General features: G+C 32.6%; 23 protein-coding genes. 20 read left to right on the top strand and 3 right to left on the bottom strand.

The window, feature by feature from the left end; translation table 11 throughout:
- Positions 1 to 2 precede the first annotated feature (2 nt).
- From LQ682_RS07540 to LQ682_RS07490, 11 genes are all read left to right on the top strand, one after another.
- Positions 3 to 602: an ATP-binding cassette domain-containing protein gene (locus LQ682_RS07540; RefSeq protein WP_064204592.1), complete on the top strand. Its 600-nt coding sequence runs from the start codon at positions 3 to 5 to the stop codon at positions 600 to 602.
- Positions 603 to 770: 168 nt separating this feature from the next.
- A complete protein-coding gene (locus tag LQ682_RS07535; protein ID WP_239724068.1) occupies positions 771 to 4,442 on the top strand; it encodes a nitrate reductase subunit alpha in 3,672 nt (1,223 codons plus the stop codon).
- Positions 4,432 to 5,988, top strand: coding sequence for a nitrate reductase subunit beta (narH, locus tag LQ682_RS07530; protein WP_017000340.1), 1,557 nt, complete (start codon positions 4,432 to 4,434; stop codon positions 5,986 to 5,988). The genes LQ682_RS07535 and narH overlap by 11 nt, the downstream gene beginning before the upstream one ends.
- Positions 5,981 to 6,556 (top strand): nitrate reductase molybdenum cofactor assembly chaperone, encoded by a 576-nt coding sequence (gene narJ / locus LQ682_RS07525; protein ID WP_017000339.1) that lies wholly within the window; start codon positions 5,981 to 5,983, stop codon positions 6,554 to 6,556. Before narH ends, narJ begins: the two co-directional genes overlap by 8 nt.
- Complete coding sequence (gene narI / locus LQ682_RS07520; protein WP_017000338.1) at positions 6,549 to 7,229, top strand: respiratory nitrate reductase subunit gamma; 681 nt, start codon at positions 6,549 to 6,551, stop codon at positions 7,227 to 7,229. Before narJ ends, narI begins: the two co-directional genes overlap by 8 nt.
- 34 nt (positions 7,230 to 7,263) lie before the next feature.
- Positions 7,264 to 7,707 carry a nitrate respiration regulation accessory nitrate sensor NreA gene (gene nreA / locus LQ682_RS07515; RefSeq protein ID WP_017000337.1) on the top strand — a complete coding sequence of 148 codons (444 nt, stop codon included), beginning with the start codon at positions 7,264 to 7,266 and terminating at the stop codon, positions 7,705 to 7,707.
- Positions 7,704 to 8,738, top strand: a complete 1,035-nt coding sequence (locus tag LQ682_RS07510; RefSeq protein WP_017000336.1) for a sensor histidine kinase — start codon at positions 7,704 to 7,706, stop codon at positions 8,736 to 8,738. The genes nreA and LQ682_RS07510 overlap by 4 nt, the downstream gene beginning before the upstream one ends.
- Before the next feature lie 16 nt (positions 8,739 to 8,754).
- On the top strand, positions 8,755 to 9,408 hold the full coding sequence (nreC, locus tag LQ682_RS07505) for a nitrate respiration regulation response regulator NreC (RefSeq protein WP_017000335.1): 654 nt from the start codon (positions 8,755 to 8,757) through the stop codon (positions 9,406 to 9,408).
- A 708-nt stretch (positions 9,409 to 10,116) separates the two neighbouring features.
- Positions 10,117 to 11,277: a nitrate/nitrite transporter gene (locus LQ682_RS07500; protein WP_016998773.1), complete on the top strand. Its 1,161-nt coding sequence runs from the start codon at positions 10,117 to 10,119 to the stop codon at positions 11,275 to 11,277.
- Between the two features lie 192 nt (positions 11,278 to 11,469).
- On the top strand, positions 11,470 to 12,471 hold the full coding sequence (locus LQ682_RS07495; protein ID WP_016998774.1) for a ThiF family adenylyltransferase: 1,002 nt from the start codon (positions 11,470 to 11,472) through the stop codon (positions 12,469 to 12,471).
- A gap of 11 nt (positions 12,472 to 12,482) precedes the next feature.
- Complete coding sequence (locus tag LQ682_RS07490; RefSeq protein WP_016998775.1) at positions 12,483 to 12,983, top strand: MogA/MoaB family molybdenum cofactor biosynthesis protein; 501 nt, start codon at positions 12,483 to 12,485, stop codon at positions 12,981 to 12,983.
- Position 12,984: 1 nt separating this feature from the next.
- On the opposite strand, the gene moaC is transcribed toward LQ682_RS07490, so the two are convergent.
- A complete protein-coding gene (gene moaC / locus LQ682_RS07485; protein WP_016998776.1) occupies positions 12,985 to 13,464 on the bottom strand; it encodes a cyclic pyranopterin monophosphate synthase MoaC in 480 nt (159 codons plus the stop codon).
- Positions 13,465 to 13,533: 69 nt separating this feature from the next.
- Here moaC and LQ682_RS07480 point away from each other — a divergent pair, with 69 nt between their 5' ends.
- From LQ682_RS07480 to moaA, 6 genes are read left to right on the top strand one after another with little or no spacing between them, the layout of a single operon-like run.
- Positions 13,534 to 14,793, top strand: coding sequence for a molybdopterin molybdotransferase MoeA (locus LQ682_RS07480; RefSeq protein ID WP_016998777.1), 1,260 nt, complete (start codon positions 13,534 to 13,536; stop codon positions 14,791 to 14,793).
- Positions 14,790 to 15,254, top strand: coding sequence for a molybdopterin-guanine dinucleotide biosynthesis protein B (mobB, locus tag LQ682_RS07475; protein WP_064204588.1), 465 nt, complete (start codon positions 14,790 to 14,792; stop codon positions 15,252 to 15,254). The genes LQ682_RS07480 and mobB overlap by 4 nt, the downstream gene beginning before the upstream one ends.
- An 8-nt stretch (positions 15,255 to 15,262) precedes the next feature.
- Complete coding sequence (locus LQ682_RS07470; protein WP_016998779.1) at positions 15,263 to 15,709, top strand: molybdenum cofactor biosynthesis protein MoaE; 447 nt, start codon at positions 15,263 to 15,265, stop codon at positions 15,707 to 15,709.
- A 2-nt stretch (positions 15,710 to 15,711) separates the two neighbouring features.
- Positions 15,712 to 15,945: a molybdopterin converting factor subunit 1 gene (gene moaD / locus LQ682_RS07465; protein ID WP_016998780.1), complete on the top strand. Its 234-nt coding sequence runs from the start codon at positions 15,712 to 15,714 to the stop codon at positions 15,943 to 15,945.
- 7 nt (positions 15,946 to 15,952) lie between these two features.
- Positions 15,953 to 16,543: a molybdenum cofactor guanylyltransferase MobA gene (gene mobA / locus LQ682_RS07460; protein WP_016998781.1), complete on the top strand. Its 591-nt coding sequence runs from the start codon at positions 15,953 to 15,955 to the stop codon at positions 16,541 to 16,543.
- 26 nt (positions 16,544 to 16,569) lie between these two features.
- Positions 16,570 to 17,592, top strand: coding sequence for a GTP 3',8-cyclase MoaA (moaA, locus tag LQ682_RS07455; protein ID WP_016998782.1), 1,023 nt, complete (start codon positions 16,570 to 16,572; stop codon positions 17,590 to 17,592).
- 69 nt (positions 17,593 to 17,661) lie between these two features.
- Here the strand turns inward: moaA and LQ682_RS07450 are convergent, their stop codons facing one another.
- A complete protein-coding gene (locus tag LQ682_RS07450) occupies positions 17,662 to 18,702 on the bottom strand; it encodes an SDR family oxidoreductase (RefSeq protein WP_016998783.1) in 1,041 nt (346 codons plus the stop codon).
- Between the two features lie 150 nt (positions 18,703 to 18,852).
- Here LQ682_RS07450 and LQ682_RS07445 point away from each other — a divergent pair, with 150 nt between their 5' ends.
- Positions 18,853 to 20,052 (top strand): putative multidrug effflux MFS transporter TcaB, encoded by a 1,200-nt coding sequence (locus LQ682_RS07445; RefSeq protein WP_016998784.1) that lies wholly within the window; start codon positions 18,853 to 18,855, stop codon positions 20,050 to 20,052.
- A 91-nt stretch (positions 20,053 to 20,143) separates the two neighbouring features.
- Here the strand turns inward: LQ682_RS07445 and LQ682_RS07440 are convergent, their stop codons facing one another.
- The gene (locus LQ682_RS07440; protein ID WP_016998785.1) at positions 20,144 to 20,401 is read right to left on the bottom strand and encodes a hypothetical protein; all 258 of its coding nucleotides are present in this window, start codon (positions 20,399 to 20,401) and stop codon (positions 20,144 to 20,146) included.
- 129 nt (positions 20,402 to 20,530) lie between these two features.
- On the opposite strand from LQ682_RS07440, the gene LQ682_RS07435 reads away from it, so the two are divergent.
- Together LQ682_RS07435 and LQ682_RS07430 are read left to right on the top strand one after the other, a co-directional pair.
- Entirely contained in the window at positions 20,531 to 21,781 is a 1,251-nt protein-coding gene (locus LQ682_RS07435; RefSeq protein ID WP_026023597.1) for a lipid II:glycine glycyltransferase FemX, read from the top strand.
- A 116-nt stretch (positions 21,782 to 21,897) separates the two neighbouring features.
- A complete protein-coding gene (locus LQ682_RS07430; RefSeq protein WP_239705986.1) occupies positions 21,898 to 25,071 on the top strand; it encodes an efflux RND transporter permease subunit in 3,174 nt (1,057 codons plus the stop codon).
- Positions 25,072 to 25,099: the final 28 nt, after the last annotated feature.

The following is a 25,099-nucleotide window of genomic DNA, read 5'->3' as shown; positions in this document are numbered from 1 at the left end:
TAGTGATTGATATTCAAATTAAAAAGCATTTCAAAACGCGAACGATTGAAATGAACGTTCAATCTAATGAACCTAAAATATACGCAATAGTAGGTAAGTCGGGAATAGGTAAAACGACGATGTTAAATATAATAGCAGGTTTGAATGAAGCGGATGACTGTAAGATTAAAGTTAACCACAATTTATTAAGTGATCATCACCATTTAGTAAAAGTACAAGATAGAAATATAGGTTATTTATTCCAAGATTATCAACTTTTTCCCCATATGACGGTAAATGAAAACATTCATTTTATGACAAGTCAAAATGAAAATACAAAACAATTAATTAAACATTTGCGAATTGAACATTGCTTAAAGCAATATCCTTCAACATTATCGGGTGGAGAATCACAACGCGTTGCACTTTGTAGAGTTTTAAGTGTGAAACCTAATTTATTATTGCTAGATGAACCATTTTCTAGTCTTGATGATGAAACTAAAGAAGAAGGGATGAACCTTATTAAATATATATTTAATACATGGCATATTCCTATCATTCTCGTAACACATTCTAAAAAAGAAGTTCAACGATTAGCACATGAAATAATAGAGATTAAATGAATATTTAACTTAATAATATTTGAAAGCTGAGGCATTTATCGATGTCTCAGCTTTTTTATCTTTAGTTAGGGATTTCGAGAAGCGGTATAGGTAATCCCCTAATACATATACTTTGTGAAAAAATGTACAATTTTATTAATAAAGGGCAAATATTAGGAGGTTCTATATATGGCTAAACTCGGTTTGAAATTCTTTAAACCTACAGAAAAATTTAATGGAAATTGGTCAATTTTAGAAGAGAAGAGTAGAGAATGGGAAAAAATGTACAGAGAAAGATGGAGCCATGACAAAGTTGTTAGAACAACACACGGTGTAAACTGTACAGGTTCTTGTTCATGGAAAGTCTTTGTAAAAAACGGTGTTATTACATGGGAAAATCAACAAATTGATTATCCTTCATGTGGTCCCGATATGCCTGAATTTGAACCAAGAGGCTGTCCAAGAGGAGCTTCTTTCTCTTGGTATGAATATAGTCCGTTACGTATTAAATTTCCATATGTAAGAGGGAAGCTATGGAAATTATGGAAAGCAGCATTGAATGAATTTGGAGATCCAGTAGTAGCTTGGGCATCAATTGTAGAAGATGATGTGAAAGCTGAATCATATAAAAGTGCTCGTGGTAAAGGCGGGCACGTACGTGTTAATTGGCGAGATGTTACTCAATTAATAGCAGCTCAAATTATTTATACTGTTAAGAAATATGGACCAGATAGAATAGCTGGATTTACACCAATACCAGCAATGTCGATGATTAGTTATGCTTCTGGTGCACGTTTTATATCTCTATTAGGTGGAGAAATGTTAAGTTTTTATGATTGGTATGCAGACTTACCACCAGCATCACCACAAATTTGGGGAGAACAAACCGACGTTCCAGAATCGAGTGATTGGTATAACGCAGGATACATTATTATGTGGGGGTCGAATGTACCTTTAACGAGAACACCCGACGCTCATTTTATGACAGAAGTACGATATAAAGGAACTAAAGTCGTTTCGGTAGCTCCAGACTATGCAGAAAATGTGAAATTTGCGGATAATTGGCTTGCACCTAACCCAGGTACAGATGCGGCTTTAGCTCAAGCTATGACACATGTTATTTTGCAAGAATATTATGAAGATAAAAAAGAAGAAATGTTTATTAATTATGCTAAACAATATACTGATATGCCATTTATTATTCAATTAGAACCCCATGGAGAAGGCTATAAAGCAGGAAGATTTTTACGTTCAAGTGATTTAGGTATAAAGACTGAACATGCTGAATGGAAACCTGTTGTATATGATCAAAATTCTAAACAACTCGTAGTTCCGAATGGCACAATGGGTCAACGTTATGAAAAAGATGTGAAATGGAATTTAAAATTAGAAAATGAAGATGGCACTGTCATTGATCCAGCTTTAACTTTTAAAGACGCCGATGCATCAATTATGACCATTCAATTTCCTTATTTTGATAACGAAGGAAATGGTATTTTTGAAAGACCTATATTAGTAAAAGAAATTGAAAATCAAAATGGAGAAAAAATTTACGTATCAACTATTTATGATTTAATGGCTAGTCAATACGGAATAAGACGCTTTAATCATCCATTAGAAGCTACAGGGTATGATGATGAAAACTCTCTATATTCACCAAAATGGCAAGAAAAAATAACAGGTGTAAAATCATCAGTTGTTGTTCAAATCGCAAGGGAGTTTGCTCAAAATGCAATCGATACAGAAGGACGTTCTATGATTATTATGGGGGCAGGTATCAATCATTGGTTTAACTCAGATACGATTTATCGAGCTATTTTAAACTTAGTTATTTTATGTGGATGTCAAGGCGTAAACGGTGGTGGTTGGGCTCACTATGTTGGTCAAGAAAAATGTAGACCGATAGAAGGATGGTCAACAATCGCTTTTGCAAAAGACTGGCAAGGACCACCAAGATTACAAAATGCTACAAGCTGGTTTTATTTTGCTACAGATCAATGGAAATACGAAGAATCAGGTGTAGATAAATTACAGTCACCATTATCTAATGAGCTTAAACACCAACACCCGGCAGATTATAACGTTTTAGCTGCACGATTAGGTTGGCTACCTTCATATCCGCAATTTGATTGCAATAGCTTATTGTTTGGAGAAGAAGCTAAAGAATCAGGAGATGATTCCAATGAAGCAATTGTTAAAAGAGCAGTTGATGCAGTTAAATCTAAAAAAACAAAATTTGCAATTGAAGATCCTGATGCTAAAAAGAATCATCCTAAAACATTATTTGTATGGCGCTCTAATTTAATTTCGAGTTCTGCTAAAGGTCAAGAATACTTTATGAAACACTTATTAGGTACTAAAGATGGATTATTAGCAAATCCAAATGAAACGGAAAAACCAGAAGAAATTGTATGGCGTGAAGAAACTAACGGTAAATTAGATTTGTTAGTAGCTTTAGATTTTAGAATGACGACCACACCTTTATATGCTGATGTCGTTTTACCAGCAGCAACATGGTATGAAAAACACGATATATCATCAACAGACATGCATCCATTTATACATCCATTTAACCCAGCAGTCGATCCATTATGGGAATCAAAATCAGACTGGGATATTTATAAAACCATAGCAAAATCAGTATCAGAATTAGCTAAAACACATATGAAAGGCGTGTTTAAAGATGTTGTAACAACACCGTTAGCACATGATACACAACAAGAAATAGCCACACCATTGGGCTTAGTAAAAGATTGGTCTAAAGGTGAAATTGAAGCAATACCTGGTAAAACAATGACTGGATTTGCAGTTGTAGAAAGAGATTATACTCAAATTTATGACAAATATATATCAGTCGGACCTTTATTAGAAAAAGGTAAAATAGGTGCTCACGGTGTTAGCTTTTCTGTGAAAGAACAATATGACGAATTGAAGTTAATGCTTGATACGTGGGAAGATGGCACGGTTAAAAATGGCTTGCCTAGGATGGATACTGCTAGAAAAGTTGCAGATGTCATATTAAATGTATCATCTGCATCAAACGGTAAAGTATCACAAAAATCATACGAAGATTTAGAACAACAAACAGGAATGGAACTTAAAGATATTTCTGCAGAAAGAGCATCTGAAAAAATTACATTCCCTAATATTACTGCTCAACCTCGAGAAGTTATACCGACAGCAGTGTTCCCAGGCTCTAACAAGTTAGGAAGAAGATATTCACCATTTACAACTAACATTGAACGTCTTGTACCATTTAGAACATTAACAGGTAGACAAAGTTACTATATTGACCATGAGGTGTTTCTACAATTTGGGGAGAACTTACCAATTTATAAACCGACATTACCACCTATGGTATTTGGTACGAAGGATAAACAGATTAAAGGTGGCGTTGATACACTTGTATTACGTTATTTAACACCACATGGTAAATGGAATATCCACTCAACTTATCAAGATAATCTACACATGCTAACTCTCTTCAGAGGAGGGCCGACAGTTTGGATTTCTAAAGAAGATGCACAATCTAATGATATTAATGATAATGATTGGTTAGAAGTTTACAACAGAAATGGGCTAGTAACAGCAAGAGCAGTAGTGTCTCATAGAATGCCTAGAGGCACGATGTTTATGTATCATGCTCAAGATAAACATATTGAAACACCAGGGTCAGAAATTACAGATACTCGTGGAGGTTCACATAATGCTCCAACACGTATTCATTTAAAACCAACGCAATTAGTCGGTGGATACGCACAAATTAGCTATGGATTTAATTATTACGGTCCAATCGGTAACCAAAGAGATGTATATGTAGCCATTAGAAAAATGAAGGAGGTAGATTGGCTTGAAGATTAAAGCGCAAGTAGCTATGGTTATGAACTTAGATAAATGTATAGGATGTCATACTTGTAGTGTTACGTGTAAGAGTACATGGACAAATAGAGAAGGTGCTGAATATATATGGTTCAATAACGTTGAAACTAAACCAGGGATAGGATATCCAAAAAGATGGGAAGACCAAGAAACTTATAAAGGTGGATGGGTGCTAAATAAAAAAGGTAAATTAGAATTAAAATCAGGTAGTAAACTATCAAAAATTGCACTAGGTAAAATATTCTTCAACCCTGATATGCCAGAAATGAAAGATTACTATGAACCATGGACGTATAATTACAAGCATTTAACGACAGCTAAAGAAAGTAAACATTCACCTGTTGCAAAAGCAGAATCCGTTATTTCAGGAAAAAAACTCGATATAAAATGGGGACCGAACTGGGAGGACGATCTTGCAGGTGCACACGTTACAGGTCCGACAGATCCAAACATACAAAAGATTGAAGAAGAAATTAAATTTAATTTTGACCAAACATTTATGATGTATTTACCTAGATTATGTGAACACTGCTTAAATCCTAGTTGTGTAGCTTCTTGTCCATCAGGCGCTATGTATAAAAGAGATGAAGACGGTATTGTACTTGTAGACCAAGACGCTTGTCGTGGATGGCGTTACTGCATGACGGGGTGTCCATATAAAAAAGTTTACTTCAACTGGAAAACAAATAAAGCAGAAAAATGTACGTTTTGTTTCCCTAGAATTGAAGCTGGATTACCAACTGTTTGTTCTGAAACTTGCACAGGACGTATGCGTTATTTAGGTGTACTACTATATGATGCTGATAAAGTACAAGAAGCAGCTTCAACAGAAAATGAGCAAGATTTATACGAAAAACAATTAGATTTATTTTTAGATCCATACGATGAAGATGTTATTCAACAAGCTGAAAAAGACGGAATCACTCAAGATTGGATTGAAGCGGCTCAAAATTCACCTGTTTATAAATTAGCTATAGAGTATAAGCTTGCGTTTCCACTACATCCTGAATACCGTACTTTACCTATGGTTTGGTATTGTCCGCCACTTAGTCCAATTATGAATTATTTTGAAGGTAAAGATTCGATTAGAAATCCGGATATGATTTTCCCAGCTATAGAAGAAATGAGACTACCAGTACAGTATTTAGCTAACATGCTTACAGCTGGTGATACTAGAACTGTTAAATTAGCATTGCAAAGAATGGCTATGATGCGTAGCTATATGAGAGCAAAATCTAGTAACAAAGAATTTGATTTATCTAGATTAGACAGAGTAGGCCTATCAGAAAGACAAACTAAAGATATGTATAGATTATTAGCTATAGCGAAACATGAAGATCGATTCGTAGTACCAACATCTCATAAAGAAGGATACATGGATACTTATAGAGCACAAGGTAGCCAAGGATTTGGTGGAGAAATGTTTGGCTCGAATTGTGACGGATGTGGCGTGCAAAGTATATCAAATGGTAAATCAGGGCAAGAGATTTATAATGAGAACTTCTATGGAGGGATTTTCCGTGATTAATTTAGAAGCTTTGAATCAATATAAAAAGAGTTTTGGTTTTTTTAGTAATCAACTTACGTATCCTGAAAAATTAGATTTTCATCCAAAAGCTTTTGAATCAGCGTTTGATGAAAAACATCCAGCTTATGATTCTATACAACAATACTGGGATAATATGTACGAAATATCACTAGATGACATTCAAGAAGTTTATACAGAGACATTTGATTTTGAAAAGAAAACAACTTTGTATATGACTTATAATAAGTTAACTGAACAAAAAGAAAGAGGACAAATGTTAGCAAGGTTAAAAGTTTTATATGAAATGTTTGGTTTAGAAATGCCTAAAAGTGAATTATCGGATTTTTTACCATTAATGCTAGAATTTTTATATGCAGCTGAATGGATAGGAGATAGTCGAGCACAAGAAAGTTTAACGCTCGTTGTGATGGTTATCGAAGACGGAACATATGAATTAATGAAAGTTTTAGCTCAGAAAAATAGTCCGTACTTCCATCTTATTAAAGCATTACGTGAAACATTAAAATCATGTGTAATTGAACAAGAGAAGGTGGCGAGTCATGATTAATCAATTTGTTTGGGTCATTTTTCCTTATTTATGTGTAGCCATATTTATAGTTGGGCATATATTTAGATTTAAATATGATCAGTTTTCATGGACCGCAAAATCAAGTGAATTCATTGAGAAAAAGCAATTAATGTGGGGGAGTATTTTATTCCATTTAGGTATTATTCCAGTTATTTTTGGGCATATTGTTGGTTTAGGTATACCTGCTGAATGGCTAAGTGCTATAGGTGTAAGCAATCATTTATACCATATAGGAGCGGTTTATATCGGAAGTATATTTGGTATAGTTACATTAATCGGTATGTTTTTATTAACAGCTCGTAGAATTACTAAACACAATGTAAGAAGAATGAGTTCATTTTCCGATATTTTAGTTAATATATTATTATTAGCGATTGTATTTATGGGATGTGTAGCTACTTTATGGACGAATGCAACGGTACCAGATTTTGATTATAGACAAACAATTTCTGTGTGGTTTAGAGGTTTGTTGATTTTTAGACCTAATGCGGAATTAATGACTACTGTTCCGTGGACATTTAAGACGCATATTATTTTAGGGTTATTGATAACAAGTATGTGGCCATTCACTCGATTAGTACATGTGTGGAGCGTGCCATTAACTTACTTTAGTAGAAGTTATATTATTTACAGAAAGCATAAAACGAATTAAACTAAAGGTGAAAAATGAGTTGAGGTGCTGAAAAATGTCTGATGATTTTAATTTTCAAGAAAAACTTGATCAAATTAGAAATAAGTATGATTTTGATTTTGCTGGTATCGCTATGGCTTTGGACACAAATTTGTCTAGTCACATAAAATGGCAGTATGTATCTGGAAATTTGAATCATAGATATAAAAACATCATTTTAAGAAACGGCAGGGGTATAGCAGGAATTGTAATTAAGAGTGGTAAAGAAATGATTCTTCATAATATTAAAGACAGCATTTACAATGACCAAGTCTTTAATTATCCGATTATTCAAAGCGAGGAATTAACTGCTCTTATTGCATTTCCATTATGGATTAAAAATAGAGTGAAGGGTGTTCTATTGTTAGGACAAAGAAACGATAAACGATTACCAAATTTAGAACAATTGCATTTTTCTAGTTTTGGCCCTTTTCAAAGAGAGGATATGATTAATTCATGAGTGTAGATAACGCTTCAAAATTAAACAATATTTTAAAGCAGTATTATGAAAAAACAAGTGAAATGATCGTCTTTTTAAATAGTAAAGGACAAATTATTGATATGAATAAAGCGGCTAGAAAAATCATTTCAGAAGATAATCAAGAGCCTTTGACACATGCTATATGTAGTAGGTGTGAAGGTTATTCAAATGAATACGCACTACAATCGTGTAGAGATTGTTTCTTAGAATCAACGAACATTGGTAATACAAGCTTCCAAGTATTTATGCAAACAAACAGTGGATCAGTAGAACCTTTCACTGCGACTTATCAAACGATTAGCCAAGAAGAAGATATCATGGTGTACACGCTACAAAATGTGTCCCCACAAATTGAAAGACAACAAAAATTACATCAACAAACAATGATGCAAAAGATCATTTCAGCACAAGAAAATGAAAGAAAAAGAATTTCAAGAGAACTACATGACGGTGTTGTTCAAGAATTATTAAATGTCAGTGTAGAGTTGAGATTACTTAAATACCAAGATGATATAGATCAATTGAAAACTCAGTCACAAGATATAGAAAGTATAATGTCTAGATTAATAGATGATATTCGCAATTTATCTTTAGAGTTAAGACCATCTTCATTAGATGACTTAGGTTTAAATGCTGCATTTAAATCATATTTCAAACAGTTGGAGAAGAACTTTGGATTTATAGTTCATTATCACTTTGATTCTGTTGAGCTTAGATTTAATCCAGAAATTGAAACGGTTGTTTACCGAATTGTCCAAGAAGCGGTATTTAATTCTTTAAAATATGCTAATGTAGATAGTGTTGATGTACACATGTTATTTGAAGACAATATGATTCAAGTAGAAGTGGCTGATCAAGGTGCCGGTTTTGTTATTGGAAGTCAACCTAAAGGGTCAGGGCTAGGTCTGTATGGCATGCAAGAGCGTGCAGAAATAGTAGGTGGTAGCGTTAATATTGAAAGCAAAATAGGTAAAGGTACTAACATTAAATTAAAAGTGCCAATAGCATAAACGTGGAGGAAGACAAATGAAACTCGTAATTGCAGATGATCATGCAGTTGTTAGAACAGGTTTTTCTATGATATTAAACTATCAAGAAGATATGGAAGTAGTGGCAACTGCCGCAGATGGAATAGAAGCATATCAAATGGTTGCTAAACATAAGCCTGATGTATTGATTATGGATTTAAGTATGCCGCCAGGTGAATCTGGATTAATTGCGACGGGTAAAATTTCAGAAGATTTTAAGGAAACTAAAATACTTATATTAACGATGTTTGACGATGAAGAATATCTGTTTCATGTTTTAAGAAATGGAGCTAAAGGTTATATCTTGAAAAATGCGCCTGATGAAGAATTAATTCACGCAGTAAGAACAGTTTATAAAGATGAAATGTATATTGATTCGAAAGTTACGAGTGCACTTGTTAATGAGCTTGTTAACCCAAGTAACCAATCAGATACTAACTCGAATGATCCATTTAAAATTTTATCTCAAAGAGAATTAGAGATACTTCCTTTAATCGCAAAAGGGTACGGAAATAAAGACATAGCTGAAAAGTTATTTGTCTCAGTAAAAACAATCGAAGCACATAAAGCACGAATTATGGATAAACTTAATTTAAAATCTCGTCCAGAATTAGTTGAATATGCTATGAAGAAAAAATTATTAGATTTTTAAATGGTTAATCACTATATCGTACGAATCAATAGGATATAAAGTTGTAACGTGCAAGGACATCGAGCCTTGTACGTTATTTTTTGTTGATACGACTTAGAGTGGCGAGAGATGACTTGCTTGTTGGATTAAGTATGACAAAAATCCAAGTAGAACACCTTTTGTTGGATTAACTAAGGCAATAATCCAAGTAGAACACCTTTTGTTGGATTAACTAAGGCAATAATCCAAGTAGAACACCTTTTGTTGGATTAATTAAGTTGAAAATCCAATAAGAGCCTGTTTTGTTGGATTAATTAAGTTGAAAATCCAATAAGAACCCGTTTAGTTGGATTAATTAAGCCGAAAATCCAATAAGAGCCATTTAGTTGGATTAATTAAGTTGAAAATCCAATAAGAGCTCAAATTATTAGATTAACTATCAATTTAGCTTTGAATTTCACTTGAACGAATTTGTAAAGTGCTGACGCCCAAGGGAATAGTATGCGCGAGAGACTACAGGCTCGAGCCATACTCTAGACAACCATGCACTTTCAAATCAGCAGATTAGGAGAATTATTTTGAGTTAAGTACTTCTACCTCACACCATTATTTTATAGGGAAATTACTGAAGGAGGTAAGGGGAATTCCTTATGTGCAGTTTTTCACAAATAACCTAAAATGTAGTTGAAAAGAGTTTTAAATTATCTACAAATAAAAAGGGTGAAAGTCATGAAAAACAACACAGGTAAAGTCCAATTACCGTTACAAACCTTAAGCTTAATGGCAGGATTTATGGTGTGGAGTATTTTAGCTCCTTTAATGCCATACATATCACAAGATTTTAACGTACCAGAAAGTCAGAAAGCTATTATTTTAGCGATACCTGTTATTCTAGGTTCAATTCTAAGAATTCCTATTGGTTATTACACAAACTTAATTGGATCTAGACTTGTCTTTTTAATTAGTTTTATTATTTTAATTTTTCCAGTATTTTATTTAAGTCAAGCAACTTCAACTACAGGACTAATGATAGCTGGATTCTTTATTGGTTTAGGTGGTGCAGTGTTTTCAGTTGGTGTTACATCGATTCCTAAATATTATCCGAAAGAAAAACATGGTTTTGCTAATGGTATATACGGTATGGGTAATTTAGGTACAGCTGTTTCATCATTTTTAGCTCCACCAATAGCAGGGGCTATAGGTTGGCAACATACTGTTCAATTATATGTACTAGTAATGGCGTTATTTGCTATTTTGATGTTTGTTTTTGGAGATAAACAAGAGCCTAAAGTTAAAGTACCTATGTTAAAACAAACTAAACAAGTAGCAAACAACTATAAACTTTACTATTTCAGTTTTTGGTATTTCATCACATTTGGTGCATTCGTAGCTTTCGGATTATTTTTACCAAACTTTTTAGTAGGACACTTTGAAATCGACAAAGTAGATGCAGGGATACGAACTGGTGTGTTTATCGCAATAGCTACAATATTAAGACCAATTGGTGGTATGTTAGGCGATAAATTTAATGCATTAAATATGTTGAAAATATTCTTTGGCATTATGATAGCTGGTGCTTTAATACTAGCATTATCAAATCATATCATGTTATTTACAATTGGTTGCTTAACAATCAGTGTGTCAGCAGGTATAGGAAATGGACTAATTTTCAAACTTGTTCCTACTTATTTCAGCAAAGAAGCTGGTGTAGTAAACGGAATCGTATCAATGATGGGCGGTTTAGGAGGATTTTTCCCACCACTTATTATTACTATGGTCACAGCCTTAACAGGTTCAAACCATTTAGCATTTTTCTTGTTAGCGATATTTGGTTTAGTAGCTTTAATCTCGATGATGCATATGACAAAAGTAGAAAAGAAAACAATTTAATGTTCTTAGGGAGTGGAACATAATCAATGTCTCAAACTCGTTAGTTATAGTGGCCCTATAAAATCTTTTTAAAATTAGGATTTCTGTACCGCTCCCTAAATTATTATATTTCTGTTCAATTCCCTCTATTGATTGAGGATATTGCAATTTCAATCTATAATGGAGATAAAGAGTCGTGAAAGGTTGGTATAAATGAACGAACGATATTCTCGTCAAATTTTATTTGATAAAATTGGTGAAAAAGGACAAGAAAATATAGCAAAAAGTAATGTGACAATAGTAGGGATGGGTGCACTTGGAACGCATGTTGCGGAACAGTTAACACGCTCAGGGATAGCGCGATTAAATATTATAGATCGTGATTATGTAGAAGTATCAAACTTGCAAAGACAAACGTTATTTACTGAAAGTGATATAAAAGAAATGCTTCCAAAAGTAGTCGCTGCAGAAAAACATTTAAGAAAAATTAGAGAAGATATAACAATAAAAACTTATATCGCACAATGTGACGCTAAATTATTACAAGAAGTTGCAAGATATTCTGATGTCATCATTGATGCCACAGATAATTTTAATACGAGATTATTAATAAATGATTTTGCATATAAAATGAATATTCCATGGATTTATGGTGCTTGCTTAGAATCTACATATGTTCAAGCTACATTTATCCCAGAAAAAACACCGTGCTTTAATTGTTTATTACCAGAAATCCCGGCTATAAATCGCACTTGTGATACTGTTGGTGTCATTAATCCAGCAGTTACTATGGCGACAAGCTTACAAGTAACAGATGCGCTTAAAATTTTATCTGGAGAAGAGTTTACGCCAAAGTTAACATTCGGTGATGTATGGGAAGGTGACCATCAATCATTTGGTTTTATACAAATGAAACGAGATGAATGTGAAACATGCGGAGAAAATCCAACTTATCCTCATTTATCATCATCAAGTCAAATGATTACTGAGCTGTGTGGTCGCGATACAATTCAATATATTAATGAAAAGTTAAATCGCCCAGCTATTGAAAAGTTTATAGCTCAAAATGGTTTGTTGCATAAATCAAATGCTTATATGATTCAATATTTATATGATGATCACCGAGTTGTTGCTTTTAATAACGGAAGATTATTAATTCACGATATCGGATCTGTAGAAGAGGGGAAACAATTTGTAGAAAATATGTTTGGCTAGGAGGTTAAATAATGAGTGTGATTGATAAAATTGATAGAAATATAAACATTGCAGTTTTAACAGTTAGTGATACTAGAAATAAAGAAACTGATAAAGGTGGGCAACTTGTTCTATCTTATTTAAATGGTATGAATGTGTCGGTAAAAGAAGAGCATTATAAAATAGTTAGAGATGATGCATCTTTTATACGAGAAGCTATTCAAACATGGCTATCCCAAGATATTGACGCCATTATAACAACAGGTGGGACAGGTATAAGTCCACGAGATGTTACAATCGAAGCAATTACACCGTTATTTGACAAAGAAATAGAGGGCTTTGGAGAAATATTTAGATATTTGAGCTATACAGAAGATGTAGGTTCTCGTGCAATTTTATCTAGAGCAGTCGCTGGAACAGTAGGTAAGCAAATTATAATGTCTATACCAGGGTCAACTGGCGCTGTGAAATTGGCAATGGAAAAGCTCATAACTAAAGAATTAAATCATTTAGTGTATGAGCTTAATAAGTAAATTATTGACGATTGAAGTCTCCATTAACGCCTCCGGATTTATGAGATAAATAAGTCTCACCAATAATCATGCCTTTGTCTACAGCTTTACACATATCATAAATTGTTAAAGCTGATACACTGGCAGCCGTTAATGCTTCCATTTCAACGCCAGTTTGGCCTTTAGTCTTAACTGTTGCAGTTATATTTAAGTTATTCAAATCTTCAACATCCCAGTTAAATTCGATATCAATACCTGTAAGTTGTAAAGGATGACACATAGGAATAAGCTGACTCGTGTTTTTCGCAGCCATAATACCTGCAATTTGAGCAGTTCCTAGTACGTCACCTTTTTTGTTTTTACCATTTTGAATTTGGTTATAAATTTTTTCATTAACTTGAATACTTGAATGAGCGACAGCAATTCTTGTACTTGTTTCTTTATTTGAAACGTCTACCATTTTCGCTCGACCTTGTTCATTAAAATGTGTGAAATCTGACATGTATAATCATCCTTTCTTAAGTTTATTATAACATGTGAACATAGTTAAATTATGAATGGAGTGCATATTATGACAGTTGAAATTAGAAAACCAATACCAGTTGATGATGCGATAAAACGTGTTATTGAAGTTGTTGAGAATAAAGATCCTATAACAGTACATATTGATGATGCTCTGGATTATATATTGGCGGAAGATGTTATCGCTACATATGATATTCCTAGATTTAATAAATCACCATTTGATGGCTTTGCTATCAATAGTAAAGATTCAGAAGGGGCAGAAAGTAATAACCGAATACAATTCGACGTAGTTGATCATATTGGAGCAGGAACACCATCTAAAGTGCGTATTAAAGGTTACGAAGCGGTTCGTATTATGACTGGAGCTCCTATACCTGAAGGTGCAGATGCAGTCGTTATGTTTGAACAAACGACAGAAAATGAAAATGGATTTACAATTAGAAAATCTTTTAAAACTGGAGAAAATATTGCATTTAAAGGTGAAGAATGTACGGAAGATGATGTTGTATTAGAAAAAGGTCAATTGGTTAACAGTGGTGTTATAGCTGTGTTAGCTACTTTTGGTTATGAAAAAGTAAAAGTATTTAAAAGACCGACAGTAGCTATTATTGCAACAGGTAGTGAGTTAGTAGGACCTAATGAACCATTAGAACCAGGTAAAATCAGAAATTCAAATGGCCCAATGATTAAAGCGTTATGTGACCAAATGAATATTCAATCCAAAACTTATAAAATACAAGAGGATAACTTACAAGGATGTACTGAAAGTGTAAATAAAGCACTGTCAGAAAATGATATTGTCATTACTACAGGTGGTGTATCAGTAGGCGACTTTGATTATTTACCACAAGTATATAAAGAAATTGGTGCAGAAGTATTATTTAATAAAGTACAAATGAGACCTGGTAGTGTTACAACAGTAGCTTATAAAAATGACAAACTATTATTTGGGTTATCAGGTAACCCTTCTGCATGTTATTCGGGTTTTCATTTATTCACAAAGCCAACTATTCTAAGAATGATGGCAAGCAAAGATATATATCCAGTTATTATAAATGCTAAATTAGGTGAAGACTTTAAAAAACCAAATCCTTTTACTAGATTCATTCGAGGTAAACTCTCATTTACAAACGACGGGATAATTGCTGTTCCATCAGGTTTTAATAAATCAAACGCTGTGGTTGCAATAGCAAAAAGCAACGGAATGATCATATTGCCGAGTGGTACTAGAGGTTACAGTAAAGGTGATGAAGTAAAGGTATTACTTACTGATCATCAATCATACGAAAGTAATTTAAATATATGAAAATCATGCAAATTGTAGGTTATAAAAATAGTGGTAAAACAACTTTGATTAATGAATTAATTAAAATATGCCAAGAATACCAGTTATCTGTTTCGACGATTAAACACCATGGGCATGGAACACAAGATATATCTTTAAATCATAAAGAAGTAGATAGTCTTTCATTTATTAATAATGGTGCAGAAGAAAGTATCGTTTTGGGACATGAATTAATTGAACGTGTCACAAAAGTTCATCGTTCATTAACAGAAATTATTAACAAAGATTTATCCATACAACCAGATATTTTATTGATTGAAGGATTCAAATCTGAAGATTACCCTAAAGTAGTATTGGGTGAAAATACAGATAATCTAAACGATAAATTAAGCAATGTAGTCTATAACTTTAATGCATACAATCAAGATGAAAGAAAACTATTTCTTGATTGGTTTAAAAAATGGTTATTCCAAAAAGAGTAGGTGCAATTATGAAACAATTTGAAATTGTCTCTGAACCAATAAATCCAGAAAAATATAGAGAATGGACATTAAACTCACGACAAGGAGCTATTGTAGTATTTACAGGACATGTGAGAGAATGGACAAAAGGCATCAAGACAGAATATTTAGCATATGAAGCTTATAAGCCTATGGCTGAGAAAAAAATGGCTCAAATAGGCGAAGAAATTGAAAAAAAGTGGCCAGGTACAATTATTGCAATTGCCCATAGAATTGGTGAGTTACAAATTTCTGATATTGCAGTTGTTATTAGTGTTTCTTCACCTCATAGGCACGATGCATATGCGGCAAATGAATATGCTATAGAGCGTATAAAAGAAATTGTACCAATATGGAAAAAAGAGATATGGGAAGATGGTGAAGAATGGCAAGGTTCCCAAAAACAATACCATTCTTCAATTAAAATGGAGGACTGATTATGAAAGTATTGTATTTTGCTCATTTAAAAGAATTATTAAACAAAAAAGAAGAGCAAATTACGCTCAATAAAACATACTCTGTGTTAGAATTTAAGCAATATTTATTTGAAAATTATCCGGAATTAAAAGGAGAAATTTTTCAAATAGCTGTTAATGAGGAGTTTGTGCAAGATGATGACACAATAACTAGTGATGCTACAGTTGCACTTATTCCACCAGTTAGTGGAGGGTAAAAGAAAAATGATAGCAATAATTCTAGCTGGAGGACAATCCAGTCGTTTTGGTTCACCAAAAGCTTTTGCAACAATTGAAGGAGAAGTATTCTATAAAAAAATTATTAAAACTTTGAATCAAACCAACTTGTTCGAGAGAATTGTAATAAGTACAAATGAAACTTTAAAAGATTCATTTGATTATAGTGATGTTGTAGTAGATGAACCAGTATATGCAAATAACGGGCCATTAAGCGGTATATACAGTGTAATGGAATCATACGATACCGAATGTTATTTTGTGATTGCATGTGATACACCGATGGTAACTGAAAAATCTATCAGTTATTTATATCAATTTTTTATATCTCGAGTAATGGAGGAACAGCTAGATATTGCTGGATATGAAGCGAATGGTTTTAAAATGCCAACATTAGCATTTTATAGTCATCGTGTTAAAAGTGAGATTAAACAATCTTTAGATCAAGGTCAATATAGAATGAAAGAAATATATGAAAATAGACCTGCACAATGGTTAGATGTGGATGAAATAAATAATCAACATAATTGGTATAAAAATATTAACTATCAAGAGGATTTGAAAGAAATAGAGCATTAACTGTTGTAGGTAGAGGGGGCGTTACGATGAATCAAGCAATCAAGGATAAATTAGGACGACCAATTAGAGATTTAAGAATATCTGTTACGGATCGTTGTAATTTTCGATGTGATTATTGTATGCCAAAAGAAATATTTGGCGATGACTTTGTATTTTTACCTAAACAAGAACTGCTCAGTTTTGACGAAATCATCCGTTTAGCTCGATTATACAGTAGCCTTGGTGTTGAAAAAGTAAGAATTACAGGAGGAGAACCTCTTTTAAGACGTGATTTGTATAAATTAATCCAAGGTATTAATGAAATTGAAGGTATTAATGATATTGGTTTAACAACGAATGGTTTGTTGCTAAAAAAACACGGCCAAAATCTATACGATGCAGGATTAAGAAGGATTAATGTCAGCATAGATGCATTAGATAATGAACTATTTAAATCGATTAACAACCGTAATATCTCTGCTTCACAAATACTTGAACAAATTGATTACGCTAAGAAAATAGGTTTTAAAGTAAAAGTAAACGTAGTTATACAAAAAGGTATTAACGATCAAGAAATTATACCTTTAGTAGAATACTTTAAAAATAACAATATTGTCGTAAGATTTATAGAATTTATGGATGTAGGAAATGATAATGGTTGGAATTTTGATAAAGTAGTCACGAAAAAAGAAATGCTAGAACAAATCGGTCAACATTTTGAAATCGAACCAGTAGAATCAAGTTATTTTGGCGAGGTCGCGACTTATTACCGACATAAAGATAATGGTGCTCAATTTGGATTAATTACAAGTGTATCTGCATCATTTTGTTCTTCATGTACAAGAGCAAGAATCTCCTCAGATGGAAAATTTTATGGTTGTCTTTTTGCTGAGAAAAATGGTTATGATATAAAAACTGAATTGCGAGATGGAAAGACAGATAATGAAATATTAACAACACTCAAACATTTATGGAATATTCGAGATGATAAATATTCAGATGAAAGAACGGAAGCAACAGTGGCGAGACGTAAGAAAAACAAAATCAACATGAATTATATTGGTGGTTAAACGTAAAAAAAACAGCAACCTGTTAATTTTAAAATAACGGGTTGCTGTTTCATTTGTATAAAGAAACCTTTATTTTTCAAAATATACACGAATAATCATATCTAGTGCATCATGACTTAATTGCAAAGTGTCTTTACCTGCTTGATTCATCATATATGCTGTATTTTCATCGTTAAAGTTAATGGATTTTGAAAAATAAGGTGCAAATACATCTATAAAACTATTAAGCACTCTTTCTTCATCTGTAATGGTATTAATTTCAGATATAGGTGCGACTTCTAATTGATGAAAGTCTAGATGTTTTTTTATTGTTTCAAAAATAAAATCATTTGAAGGCGGATAATTATTTGTTGCATGATAAATTTTTTGATTTTCTGCATAATCACAAGCCACCGTCAAAACATCTACAACATAATCAACAGGTACAAAATTAGAAGTATGTGTGCTATCTCCAAATAATCTGTATACAGTTTCAATGTTTTTATTAGTGATTCTTCGTTTAAACACTTTTAAAGCTTTCATAAATCCATATAATGTAAATTTAGAATCTGCTTCTCCAGTTACTGAATCTCCTATAATGATAGCTGGTCTTATGATAGATGTTGCCATATCTTTTTCCTGAGCGACTAAATGTTCAGCTTGTACTTTAGAAGCTTCATATGGGTTGTTTGTTGGCGTATCTACCGGGTGAAGTTCTTCATAGGCTAATTCTTTTTCACCTATTGTATAAGCAGTGGATACGTAAAGGAAATGTTTACTATTCAGCTTTTTCGCTAATTCTATTGCATGCTGAGTACCCGTATAATTAATTTGGAACAATTCATCAGCTAATTCAAAATTAAACTTCACTAAAGCAGCTAAATGATAAAATTTATCTATTTGTGGTATGTCTTTAATTTGATTTTCACTAACGTTACAATTTTCATTCGTAATATCACCATAAATAAAATGCATTCTTTCATGATATGATTCTTCCACTTTATTTAATAGCATTAATTTCTTTTGTTCAGATCTGTATAAAATGTAAAAATTCTTGTGCGCATCTTTAGCAAGTGATTTTATTAATTCAGCACCTACAAAGCCTGTTGCACCGGTTAAAAATATATTCATTATTTCACTCCGTTACTTTGTTTCTGACTATATTTTGAATGATGGTTTCGTGAAAGTAAAGCGTTTATATATCGTAATAAAATATAATATTGATATTTGAAATTTAAAAAGCATATAATAGAAAGTATTATACATAAAGGAGCATGTCTTATGATCGAACAAAAGAAGGCTAAACCTTCGTTATTTTTAATTATTATATTAGGCTTATTAACTGCTTTTGGTCCATTCTCTATTGATATGTATTTACCTGCATTACCTGAGATAAGTAATGATTTTAATACAAGCACATCGAATACACAGCTTACTTTAACATTATTTATGATAGGTTTAGCAATAGGACAAGTATTTGTAGGACCACTGTCAGATTTTATTGGTCGTAAGAAACCTTTAATGGTTGCGTTGGTTGTTTACACTATCGCTTCGATATTATGTGTGTTTGCTCCAAATATATATGTCGTGATGGCTTTAAGATTTGTTCAAGGTTTTACCGGCGGAGCAGGTGCAGTTATTTCCCGGGCAATGTCGAGTGATTTATATTCCGGAAAGGCTTTAACTAAATTTTTAGCTGTATTAATGCTCGTTAACGGTGTCGCGCCTATATTAGCACCTGTGCTAGGGGGTATAATACTTGAATTCTCTACTTGGAAAACTGTCTTTTTAGTACTGACAGCTTTTGGAGCGATAATGTTCTGCTTATCATTTTATAAATTAACAGAATCGTTACCTGAAAATAATCGTTCTTCGGGTAGAATAAGCGAAATTTTAGGAGACTTTAAAGAATTATTAAAAAATCCAAAATTCTTATTACCATTATTTATACAAGGTAGTACTTTTGCATTACTGTTTAGTTATATTTCAGCATCACCATTTATCGTACAATCAGTATATGGCGTTTCCTCTTTTGCTTTTAGTTGGATGTTTGCTTTTAATGGACTTGGTTTAATATTTTCAGGACAGTTGGTTAATAAATTGGTTGATCGTTTTGATGAACATACATTGATGAAAGTATTCGCTTTTGTACAAATTATAGGCGTTATTATAGTATCTCTAACGTTGTTAAATAGTTGGTCAATTTGGATACTTATGATTGGTTTCTTTATTTTAGTAAGTCCTGTTTCTGCAATTGGTACTACAGGATTTTCAATAGCTATGGCAAACAATAAACGTGGTGCTGGAAGTGCTTCTAGTTTATTAGGATTATCACAATTTGCATTTGGAGGACTTGTAACACCACTTGTCGGGATAAAAGGAGAACACGATGTTATACCATATGTATTAACAATTGTCATAGTTTCACTCATTTTAATCATTTTATTCATGATTAATAGAAAAGTGTTTAAAGTTAATTAAACTTAATAGATATAATTAAATTCTCCCAGTCCAGTGGATTGGGAGAATTATGCTGAGCAGAGGTTAGCACCAAAACTCAAGATGTTTGAATTTAATTAGAATATACATTAAGGTATACATTCTGAATAATTATTGATAAATGACCTAAAGCAACAAGTGCACTTAAAATTGCTAAAGTTAGTGTGGATTTATTAGCATTTTCAAGGATGAATACTATGCTCAATAAAAAGCTGAATGCAACAAGTATAACGCGGTAACTTAAAAAATTGATTTCAATATCAACGTTTAAACTTGTAACAATCATGATAGTATTGAGTATAATGAACAACACAAGTAATAATTGTCTCATTTATTTCAATCCTAACTTTATGGTTTTGTTTATTAAGTATAACAAATGTTAGGCTAATACGTGAAATTAATGAACGTTTCATTGTATAATTAAGAAACGAATTGATAAAAAGGAGATTTATAAATGGCGATTAAAAAAATGAATATCACTCATGAGCAACATGATGAATTTGTAAAGCAACATCCAAATGGTGATATGTTGCAACTTACAAAGTGGGCAGAATCCAAAAAGCTTACAGGTTGGTATTCTCGTCGTATTGCTGTAGGTGACGGTGAAACACTTACTGGTGTAGCGCAAATGTTATTTAAAAAAGTACCAAAATTACCTTACACATTGTGTTACATATCAAGAGGTTTTGTAGTAGATTACAAAGATGAAAAATCTGTAAAAATGCTTTTGGAACTCTCGAAAGAATTAGCTAGAAATGAAAAAAGTTATGCGATTAAAATTGACCCTGATATTGAAGTAGAAGAGTCAGAAGGTGTATTAGAATTTTTAACTTCTTTAGGATTCAAACATAAAGGTTTTGAAGATGGTTTAAGTAAATCATATATTCAACCACGAATGACGATGATTACTAAAGTAGATCAATCTGAAGAAGATTTAATGCAAAGCTTTGATAAGCGTAATCGTTCACGTGTGAGAAACTCGTTAAAACGAGGAACTGATTTAATTATAGGAAATAGAGACGATTTAAAAATCTTTGCGCAAATCATGGAAGAAACTGGCGAACGTGATAATTTCTTAACTAGAGATTTGTCATACTTTGAAAACATCTATGACCATTTACATCCAGATGGAGATTGTGAGTTATTTTTAGTCAAAGTTGTTCCAGATAAAGTTCTTAAAGATTTATTTAAAGAACGTGACGCTTTATTAGAAGAAAAAGAAAAACTAGAAAATAAACGTCAAAATAAGAAAGTTGTAAACCAACTAAAAGATGCAGAAGAAAAGCTAGGAAATTATGAAAAACGCATTCAAGAAATGGAAGAACTTAAAGAGAAAAAACCAGATGGCGTTTATTTATCAGGTGGTATTCTTATATTTAGTGGTAAAAAATCATATTATTTATATGGTGCTTCTTCAAACGAGTATCGTGAATTTTTACCGAACCATCGTATGATTATCGAAATGATGCGTTTTGCTAAAGAAAAAGGTGCAACTAAGTTTGACTTTGGTGGCACTGACAATAACCCAGACCAAGATCATGAACATTATGGTTTATGGGCATTTAAACGTGTTTGGGGAACATACTTAAGCGAAAAAATTGGTGAATTTGATTATGTATTAAATAAACCAATTTATACAGCAATAGAAAAGGTTAAACCGGCTGTTACAACTTATAAGAGAAAAATAGAGAAAAAAATAAAGAGAAATTAAGATTAATAAAGCACTAAAAATTAAAAATTTTTAGTGCTTTATTCTCTGTTAGTTGTATGAATAGTGACCGTTATATTATAGAATGAGTTAAGAAAAGATAAATAGGGGGAAAACGAGTGGTTCAAAAAATGATAAAATTCTCACTCAATAATAAATTTGCCATTTTGTTAATGACAATTATTATATTATTGGGTGGCGTATATTCAGCTTTTAAAATGAAACTTGAGTTATTACCGGATGTAACAACACCCGTTATTACAGTCACAACGCCATATCCTGGTGCTACACCCGAAAGTGTACTTGATAATGTAACAGAACCTGTAGAAAAACAAGTACAAAACTTAGAAGGTGTAGAAAATGTAACGAGTCAATCGTTAGAAAATGCATCTGCCATCACATTAGAATATACATACCAAACAGACATGGATGAAGCAGAAACAGAATTAAGAAAGAAATTAGAGGAACTTGATTTACCTGAAGGCGTTCAAGACCCAGACATGAGTAGAATGTCTATGTACTCATTCCCTGTAGTCAGTTATTCAATTTCTGATAAAAATGATAATTTAGAAAAAGTTACAAAACAAATGGAATCAGATTTAATTCCTAAGCTTGAAAAAGTTGATGGAGTTGAAAGTGTGTCTTTATCAGGACAAACATTGGAAGAAGTTAACTTAGAATTTAATCAAAATGAACTTACTAAACGAGGTTTGTCAGAAGATGAAGTTCTTCAATATATCGATGGTGCTACAAAAGAATCGCCATTAGGGTTATATACTTTCGGAGATGACTTGAAATCTATAGTAGTCGATGGTCGTTTCACATCAATTAAAGCATTAAAAGATTTAGAAATTCCAATGACTGGTGGCGCTTCGAGTGGTGGTGACCAGCAAGCTAGTCAAGGAGGCGCTAGTCAAGCAGAACAGGCAAGTCAAGCACAGCAAGCAGCGCAAGGCGATGAAGTAAGTTCTGAAGCATCGCAAAGTATTCCAACAGTAAAACTGTCAGACATTGCTGATGTTAAAAAAGAAAAGAAACGAGATTCAATTTCAAAAACTAACGGCAAAAATGCCCTTGCGTTACAAGTTACAAAAGCTACGGATGCCAATTTAGTGGATGTAGTAGATAATGTAGATAAAGAAGTTGAAGCTTATAAGAAAGATCATAAAAATATTGAATCAGTACAATTAATGGAAACAGCTTCAACTATTAAAGACTCTGTATCTACAATGGTTGAAAAAGCGTTGATAGGTTCAATTGTAGCCGTAATCATCATACTCTTCTTCTTAAGAGATTTGAAATCAACAATTATAGCAATGGTATCAATACCAATGTCATTACTAATGGCTTTAATAGGGTTAAAGGCGTTAGATGTTTCACTTAATATTTTAACATTAGGTGCCTTAACAGTAGCGATAGGTCGTGTAATTGACGATTCGATTGTCGTTATAGAGAATATTTATCGACGGATGACGGATAGCGCTGAAAAGTTAACTGGTGGAAAATTAATCACGAGTGCAACTAAAGAAATGTTTATTCCGATTATGTCATCTACTATCGTTACAATTGTCGTATTCTTACCATTAGCATTTGTAACTGGTCAAATCGGTGAGATGTTTAGACCATTTGCTTTAGCAGTAGCATTTAGTTTACTTGCTTCATTGCTAATCGCGTTAACGATAGTACCAGTGTTATCACACATATTCTTTAAAAATGGTATTAAAAAACGCAAAAAAGAAAAAGGCAATTGGTTAGCTGGTAAATATAAAAATGTATTAAAATGGAACTTAAATCATAAGTGGCTTGTTATATTACTAAGTCTTATACTTGTCGTAGCGAGTATCGTTTTAGTATTTACACCGTATATTGGGAAATCATTTATAGATACTGGTGAAGACAAGATGTTAGCACTAACTTATAAACCTTCACCTGGTGAAAAAGAAGACCAAGTTGTTAAAAATGGTGAGCAAGCAGAAAAATACTTATCAAAAGATAAAAATGTAGACTTTGTTCAATATAGCGTTGGTGGAGAAAATCCATTCAATCCATCAGCTCAAAACGATATGGCTTTAATGGTGAAATATGATAAAGATACTCCAAATTGGGACAATGTTGGTAAAAAAGTAATGGATCACATTGGAACATTTGATCATAAAGGAGAATGGAAACAACAAGACTTCTCTACAGGCGGTACAGCAAACGAAGTATCTGTTAAAGTTTCTGGACCATCAACTGAAGCAATAGAAGATACAGTTAAAAGTGTAGAAAAAGAAATTGCTAAAGTAAGTGGAGTTGAAAACGTAAGTTCAAACCTTTCTGAATCATATGAACAGTATGATATTGAAGTAGACCAAAATAAAGCAACGAAACTCGGCTTATCAGCTGGTCAAATTGCAATGACACTTAATCAAACAACACAAGATAAAGTCGTTACAAAATTAAATGACGATGGTAAATCTATAGATGTGAAATTGACTAAGGATGAAAAAACAGACTGGTCAGAAGACAAATTAAAAAATACAAAATTAACGACACCATTAGGTAAAGACGTTAAATTGAGTGAGATAGCATCACTTAAGAAAACAACTTCACCTGATACAATTACGAGAGAAAATGATAAAATATCCGTTTCAGTAGATGCAAAAATTACTGCAGACGATGTTGCCAAAGTAACATCTGATGTTAATCAAAAAGTATCTAAATTGGATAAACCTAATGATGTAGATGTAAACGTAGGTGGTACCAATGATGATATTAATGAAGCAATAGAACAATTAGTGTTGGCAATGGCAGCTGCGATATTAATCGTTTACTTAGTTATAGTCTTAACATTTAAAGGTGGATTAGCACCATTTGCGATACTATTCTCATTACCAGTATCTATTATTGGTGTAGTAGCTGGATTGTTAATTACGCAAGAAACAATTTCAGTTCCAAGTATGATTGGTATGTTAATGCTTATTGGTATCGTTGTAACCAATGCGATTGTATTAATAGATAGAGTTATTAATATGGAACAAAGCGGTATGTCAACACGAGAAGCTTTAATTGAAGCAGCAGGAACACGTTTACGTCCGATATTAATGACAGCCATTGCTACAATTGGTGCTTTAGTACCGTTGTTATTCGGTGGTGGAAGTTCTGTACTGATATCTAAAGCATTAGCTATAACTGTTATAGGTGGACTTGTTTCATCTACGATATTAACATTATTAGTTGTACCAATTTCATATGAAATCATTATGAAATTTAAAAAGAAAATATTTAAAAACCCAAGTGAAAGGGTAGAATAAATATTTTATATAGTCATTAGAAATTAAT

This window comes from Mammaliicoccus sp. A-M4 (assembly GCF_022386955.1).
Lineage (GTDB): Bacteria > Bacillota > Bacilli > Staphylococcales > Staphylococcaceae > Mammaliicoccus > Mammaliicoccus lentus.
Note: the sequence above shows the minus strand (reverse complement) of the source record. Positions and strands in the feature narration are given on the sequence as shown.